This is a genomic window from Aeromonas sp. QDB56 (genome assembly GCF_027705505.1).
GTDB classification, from domain to species: domain Bacteria; phylum Pseudomonadota; class Gammaproteobacteria; order Enterobacterales; family Aeromonadaceae; genus Aeromonas; species Aeromonas caviae.
Window position 1 is genome coordinate 1 of record NZ_JAPDBZ010000249.1, and the last position, 2,198, is coordinate 2,198.

General features: G+C 62.2%; 1 protein-coding gene and 2 pseudogenes. All 3 read left to right on the forward strand.

Features of this window, described 5'->3' with window-relative positions; translation table 11 throughout:
* Window positions 1-74: 74 nt before the first annotated feature.
* Window positions 75-653 (forward strand): annotated as a pseudogene (locus OKB81_RS20130) (Gfo/Idh/MocA family protein); the annotation flags it as partial.
* A 233-nt stretch (window positions 654-886) separates the two neighbouring features.
* The gene (ruvC, locus tag OKB81_RS20135; protein ID WP_010673515.1) at window positions 887-1,408 is read left to right on the forward strand and encodes a crossover junction endodeoxyribonuclease RuvC; all 522 of its coding nucleotides are present in this window, start codon (window positions 887-889) and stop codon (window positions 1,406-1,408) included.
* Window positions 1,409-1,701: 293 nt separating this feature from the next.
* Window positions 1,702-2,154 (forward strand): annotated as a pseudogene (locus tag OKB81_RS20140) (aquaporin); the annotation flags it as partial.
* Window positions 2,155-2,198 lie beyond the last annotated feature (44 nt).

The window sequence follows — 2,198 nt, forward strand, 5'->3', positions numbered from 1 at the left end:
TGGATACCGTGTCTCCTTTCCCGGGGAATGGCTATGGCACAGCGAAGGTGTAGCACTATTGGGATCAGTTATTTAGGGACTGCCCGCTGTTTGTGGGCTTCAACCGTCGCTATCTGCCCGCCATGGCCGCCGCACGCGGCCAGCCGCTGACCGAGCTCCATTGGCAAAAGCACAGGCACGCCCTGCCGGGGGCGCCTCGCCAGTTCTTGTTCGACGACTGTATCCATGTGCTCGACAGCCTCTGCTGTTATGGCGGCGAGCCGGACGGGGAGCTGCATGCGGTGCTGCGACGCAGCAGTGAGCAGCCCGAGCTGCTGGCCGGGGTGAGCGTTGCCTGGCAGCGCGGGCAGATGGCGGTGAGCGGCAGCATGAATCGCAGCGCCGGCATGACCGAGGAGCGCATCGATGCCTATGGCGACAACCTCTCATTGCATATCGAGAATTGCACCCGTGGCCTGCTTGCGCGAGACAACACAGTGCAGACTCTGGCTCCGGGCGACTGGCAGCCCGTGCTGGCGAGCCGAGGCTTTGTCGCCATGCTCGAGCACTGGTATGGGCAGATTGACGTCGGGCGGGCAGACGGGGCGCTGGTCGAGAGCTACCTGAAAAGCCATCGACTGGCGGAGCGCCTCGTCGCCCTGGCAAAGGGATGACCCGGAGGCAAGGGGCTGGTGACGCCGGCAGGCATCACTGGCCAGAGAAGCGGCAGAGCACTGTATGAGATGGTGGCTCCTTGCGCAGTCAGCCGGGAAAGGTGCCAGCGAGCGAGCCAAGCGAAGGCGGGTTTGTTATCTTGGCGGCCATCAAGAGCAGCAGGGCAAGAGATCGCAATGAAGAAGGTGTCGAAGATGAGATGGCTGACCGCAGTGGGCGGGGTATTCCGTTCATGAGCATCATTCTGGGGATCGATCCCGGTTCGCGCATCACCGGTTACGGGGTCATTCGCATCGTCGCGGGCAAGGCGGAATACCTGGGATCGGGCTGCATCCGCACCGATCTGGGGGAGCTGCCGTCTCGCCTGAAGCAGGTCTATGACGGGGTGAGCGAGATCATCACCCAGTTCAAGCCGGACGAGTTCGCCATCGAGCGGGTCTTCATGGCGCGCAACGCGGACTCGGCCCTGAAGCTCGGCCAGGCCAGGGGAAGTGCCATCGTCGCGGCGGTCAACGCCCTGCTGCCGGTGAGCGAGTACTCGGCCACCCAGATCAAGCAGGCGGTGGTGGGCACCGGTGGCGCCGCCAAGGAGCAGGTACAGCACATGGTGACTCATCTGCTCAAGCTCTCTGCCACCCCCCAGGCGGATGCGGCGGATGCCCTCGGGGTGGCGCTTTGCCACTTCCACACCCGTCAGAGCCTCATTCGCATGGCTGGGCGGGCCAGCGGATCGGTGCGCGGCCGTTATCGCTGATCCCCGGGGGAGGGCTTCTGGTGTTGGCAGGGGAGCGCGGGGAGCTGCTGGCAAAATCGCTGGTCGGGTCACAATCTGTCGCATCCCTCGATGGGACTCCCATGGAGAAGCGCACCGAGCGGATGAATATCTTTCTACTTTATCAATAACTTGTGACATTCATCACATATCCGCGATGAGCCGGGTCGGTTTCGTCTTGCTCCGCCACACTCCCATAATATGGCGCCTGTTCAATAACTGTGTCCGTATGAGCCTTTCTGGCTCTCGTGTTAATCATCATGGGAGAGACAAGAGTGAAACCTTTTGCTGCTGAATTTATGGGAGCCTTCTGGCTGGTGCTGGGGGGCTGCGGGAGCGCCGTGCTGGCTGCTGCCTTCCCCAATGTGGGGATTGGCCTGCTGGGCGTGGCCCTGGCGTTCGGCCTGACCGTGCTGACCATGGCCTATGCCATCGGTCATATCTCGGGTTGCCACCTGAACCCGGCCGTGACCGTCGGACTTTGGGCTGGTGGTCGCTTCCCGGCCTCCAACGTGCTGCCCTACATCGTGGCCCAGGTGCTTGGCGGGATCGTGGCAGGTGGCGTGCTCTATGTCATTGCCAGCGGACAGGCGGGTTTTGATGTGAGCGCAGGCTTTGCTTCCAACGGCTATGGCGAGCATTCCCCCGGTGGTTACAGCCTGCTGGCCGCACTGGTGTGTGAAGTGGTGATGACCCAGGGCCGACGCATGATCATTCTTTGCGCTAGTTGATCAAGTATCGATCAGTTGAGCGGCGCCAAGTACGATTTTAA